Here is a 4,144-nt window from a genome sequence, read left to right on the forward strand (position 1 = left end):
AGCGCTACCGGGCGTCGATCACCGCGGGCATCCTGGAGTGGAACAAGGCCTTCGAGAAGATCGGCTTCAAGGACGCCATCGTGGTCAAGGTCCAGCCGGACGACGCCACCTTCGACACCCTCGACACTGGCATCGCCTCGATCCGCTGGATGACCAACGCCAGCGCGGTGTTCGGCGCGGTCGGCCCGGTGCATGTGGACCCGCGCAGCGGCGAGATCCTCGACGCGGACATCGCCATCGAGAGCCTGAGCTCGCGCGCGATCCGCACGCTGCAGTCGCAGGTGCTGGCCCACCCCGGCGTGGACGACTGGCTGGCGCTGATGCAGGCCCGCGACGCGCAGCGCGAGCGCCCGGCGACCGCCGCGGCTTTCGCCCGGCCCTTCGCGCTGAACGACCTTGGTGACCTGTGCCAGCACGCCGATGTGGCAGGCGAGCAGTTGAGCTATGCGCTGGACGTGCTCGCGCTGCGCGACGGTGCTGACCCGGCCGGACCCGAAGCGCAGGCCTTCGTCGCGGCCTACCTCAAGGACGTCACGATGCACGAGGTCGGCCATACGCTGGGGCTGCGCCACAACTTCCGTGCATCACACGTCTACAGCGAGGCACAACTCTCCGATCCGGTGTTCACGCGCACCCACGCGCTGTCCGGCTCGGTGATGGACTACTCGGCGGTCAATCTGCCTGGGCGTGGTCAGCCGGCGGTCGAGCCGTTCCTGACGACGATCGGCCCGTATGACGAATGGGCCATCGAATATGCCTACCGGCCGCTGCCGGCTGGCGAGGAAGCGGCCGGACTCGGCCGCATCGCGGCCCGCAGCAGCGAGCCTGAACTCGCCTACGGCAGCGATGAGGACAACCTGTTCGGCATCGACCCCGAGTCGCTGCAGGGCGATCTGGGCAGCGATCCGGTGGCCTTCGCCCGCAAGCGCATCGGCATCGCGCGCGATCTGCTGCGCCGGCTGGAGGCCCGACCGGTTGCCGAGGCCGATTACGCGACGCTGCGCCGCGGCGTGTCCTACGCCATGCGCGATGTGGCGCGGGTCAGTGGGACCCTGTTGCGCCAGATCGGCGGCCTGCGCACGCTGCGCGACGCACCGGGCACGGGCCGCGATCCGCTGATGCCCGTGCCGGCCGCGCAGCAGCGCGCGGCGCTCGACACCCTGGTGGCCGAAGTGCTCTCGCCGGACAGCCTGACGGTGTCGCCAGGACTGCAGCGCCGCCTGGCACCGGACTATCTGGAGCGCGCGGACGCGCTGTTCAGCGGCGGTGCCGCGGTGGCGACCGACTTCACGCCGCTGACCCAGCTGTCGGACCTGCAGCGCGGTGTGCTGGCCCAGCTGATGAGCGAGGGTGTGGCGGTGCGCCTGCTCGACAGTGCCGCCAAGGCGAGTGATCCGACACAGAGCCTGACGCTGGCCGAGCTGAACCGGCGTCTGGATACCGAGGTCTGGGCCGATCTGGCACCGGGTCGCGGGGACATGCCAGCGATGCGCCGCGCGCTCCAGCGCGAGCACACGACCCGCCTGATCGGCTTGCTGATGCAGCCCGCCCAGGTCGGACGCGTGGAATTGCGCACGCTCATGCGCCGCCGTGCAGAAGACCTGCTCGCCAGGTTGCGCTCGGTACGTTATCGTTCCGGCTGGTCTGCAGAGAGTGCCGCGCATCTACAGGACAGCATCGAGATGCTGCGCGAGGCGCTGCAGGCCAAGGTGGTACGACCGAATGTGTGAAGGCCGTGTCGTTCGAGGTGTTCCCGGTGCCGCGGCCAGCCTTGGATCGCGGGCCCTCGGAACCTTCAGATGAAGGTCTGTTTTTGCAACATTTGGCGCCCAGGCGCACGTTCAGGGCTGGATTGCGGGATCCGGCTCCCCTGCTTGCAGGCGCGCCATGCAGGCTCTTGCATTTCGACGCCTGTGTGACGAGGCGTGATGTATTTCGCAAAACGTAGACCTTGAACAGAATCGGGGCATCGACCAGACCGGAGCCCGCCCCCGATGTTTTCCCTTCACCACACCCGTCGCCTGCTTGCCGATCTGACCGTTGGCACCCGATTGGGCATGGGCTTTGGTGCCCTGATCGCCCTGATGCTCGTGCTGACGCTGTTCGGTGTCTATGCACTGCAGGACAGCACCCTGCAGCTCGCGCAGCTCGGTGCCGTTTCCGCAGCGCAGCTGGCGCAACTCCAGTCGCAGCAGCAGCAGTGGATCGTGCTGCTGGGCTCGCTGGGCGCACTGGCACTGCTGGGCGGCTCGGTGATCGCCTGGACGCTGGTCGACAGCGTGAAGTGGCCGCTGGACCGGGCGGTGGACATGGCCGAGCGTCTGGCCGATGGCGAGGACCACCACCTGGCCGATGCCCACCAGCAAGACGAGTTCGGCCACCTGCTGCGGGCGATGACGGACATCCGCCGTCGCTTGCAGTCGGCCACGCAGGAAGCGGCCCAGGCCACGGCCCAGGCGGTGCCTGCCCGCAAGACCGACGGACATGTCGACGAGTGCGAGCCGGTGGGGATTGCATCGGCGCGGTCCGACGGCGACCAGCCGCTGCAGGTGTCGGTGCGCACCGCGCAGGAGATGCTCAGTGTCGCGGTGACCGCAGCGCAGCGCGGTGGCGAAGTCGTCTCGCAGGTGGTGGCCAACATGGACGACATCCGTGCTGCCAGCCGCGAGATCTTCGAGATCATCGGCAAGATCGACAACATCGCGTTCCAGACCAACCTGCTGGCGCTGCATGCGGCGGTGGAAGCGGCCCAGGCGGGCGAGAAGGGCAAGGGCTTTGCCCAGGTGGCGGGCGAGGTGCGTGCGCTGGCGGTCCGGGCAGCCAACGCGGCCAAGGAAATCAAGACGCTGGTGCACGCCTCGGCCGAAAAGGTCGAGTTCGGGGGCCAGCTGGCGCGTGACGCCGACTTGACGATGGACGCCATCATCGTCTCGGTGCAGCGCATGACCGATCTGGTCGAGCAGCGTCGCCAGAATCCGCAGCTTGGCGGACCGCAGGCCGCGCAGCCGGAACAGGACGTGCTGCTGTTGGAGCGCCTCCAGGCCAGCAATGCCACCATGGTCACCGACAGCGCCTCGACCGCCGAGGCCCTGCGCCAGCAAGCCGAGCGGCTGCAGAAGGTGGTCAGCGCGTTCCAGATGCTGCAGCAGACCCAGGAAGCCGCCTGGAACGCCCACCACGCCATCGCCAGCGCCCGCCAGCGGGCCAAGGGCCAGCAGGTCACGCCGATGCCGCAGTTTCCCTCCGCGGACTGGGGCACGCTCGACGAGAACCGCCAGGCGGCTGCCCGCTTGCGCCGCCGCACGGACGACCGCGGCGACGGCAGTGGTGGCGACTCGACGACTTACTGAAACCGCAGCAGCGACAGCGCTCAGACCGGCCCGGTGCGTGCCACCAGCCAGTCCAGCGCCGCGCCCGAGAGCCGCGGCGCCAGACGGCGGTGCACCTCGGCGTGGTAGCTGTTCAGCCACTGGCGCTCATCATCGCGCAGCAGCCCGTGGTCGAGGCAGCGGGTGTCGATCGGACACAGCGTCAGCGTCTCGAACGCCAGGTACTCGCCGAATGCATCCGGTTCTCCGACCGAGACATTCAGCCCCAGGTTCTCGATGCGGATGCCCCAGCGGCCGTCGCGGTACAGCCCCGGCTCGATCGAGGTGACCATGCCTGGCCACATCGCCATCGACGCCTCCGGCACCGCGCGAGAAATGCTCTGCGGGCCTTCATGCACATTCAGGAAGTACCCCACGCCGTGCCCGGTGCCGTGGCCGAAATCCAGCCCGGCTTCCCACAGCGGCGCACGGGCCAGCGTGTCCAGGTGCGGTGACAGCGTGCCCAGCGGAAAGCGGGCACGCGACAGGTTGATCGTGCCCTTGAGCACGCGGGTGTAGTCGGCCTTCTGCGCGGCGCTCGGGGTGCCGATGGGCCAGACGCGGGTGATGTCGGTGGTGCCGCCCAGGTACTGCGCGCCGGAATCGATCAGCAGCAGCCCTTCGGCGACGAGGCCATCCGGCGTCGAGATCCACGCGAATGACTCGGGCGTGGCGCGGTAGTGCGGCATCGCGCCGTTGGCGTTGAAGCCGGCGATGGTCGGGAAGCTCAGCGACACGAAGCCCGGCTGGCGTGCCCGCTCCGCGCTCAGGCGCTC

3 protein-coding genes are annotated in these 4,144 nt (G+C 69.0%); 2 read left to right on the forward strand and 1 reads right to left on the reverse strand.

The features are described 5' to 3' along the window. Both AB3X43_RS01780 and AB3X43_RS01785 read left to right on the forward strand, forming a co-directional pair. Nucleotides 1-1,730, forward strand: a 1,730-nt coding sequence (locus AB3X43_RS01780; protein WP_369428177.1) for a zinc-dependent metalloprotease, incomplete at its 5' end; no start/stop codon positions are given. 264 nt (nt 1,731-1,994) lie between these two features. Next, nucleotides 1,995-3,350 (forward strand): methyl-accepting chemotaxis protein, encoded by a 1,356-nt coding sequence (locus tag AB3X43_RS01785; protein WP_369428178.1) that lies wholly within the window; start codon nt 1,995-1,997, stop codon nt 3,348-3,350. Between the two features lie 20 nt (nt 3,351-3,370). Here AB3X43_RS01785 and AB3X43_RS01790 read toward each other — a convergent pair. Beyond that, nucleotides 3,371-4,144: M24B family metallopeptidase (locus tag AB3X43_RS01790; RefSeq protein WP_369428179.1), on the reverse strand; the 774-nt coding region annotated here is incomplete at its 5' end.

Source organism: Sphaerotilus sp., from assembly GCF_041083715.1.
GTDB lineage: Bacteria > Pseudomonadota > Gammaproteobacteria > Burkholderiales > Burkholderiaceae_C > Sphaerotilus.

Excerpts from the sequence above, each read along its gene's own strand:
- AB3X43_RS01785 (WP_369428178.1), top strand. The coding sequence starts at position 1,995 with ATGTTTTCCCTTCACCACACCCGTCGCCTGCTTGCCGATCTGACCGTT.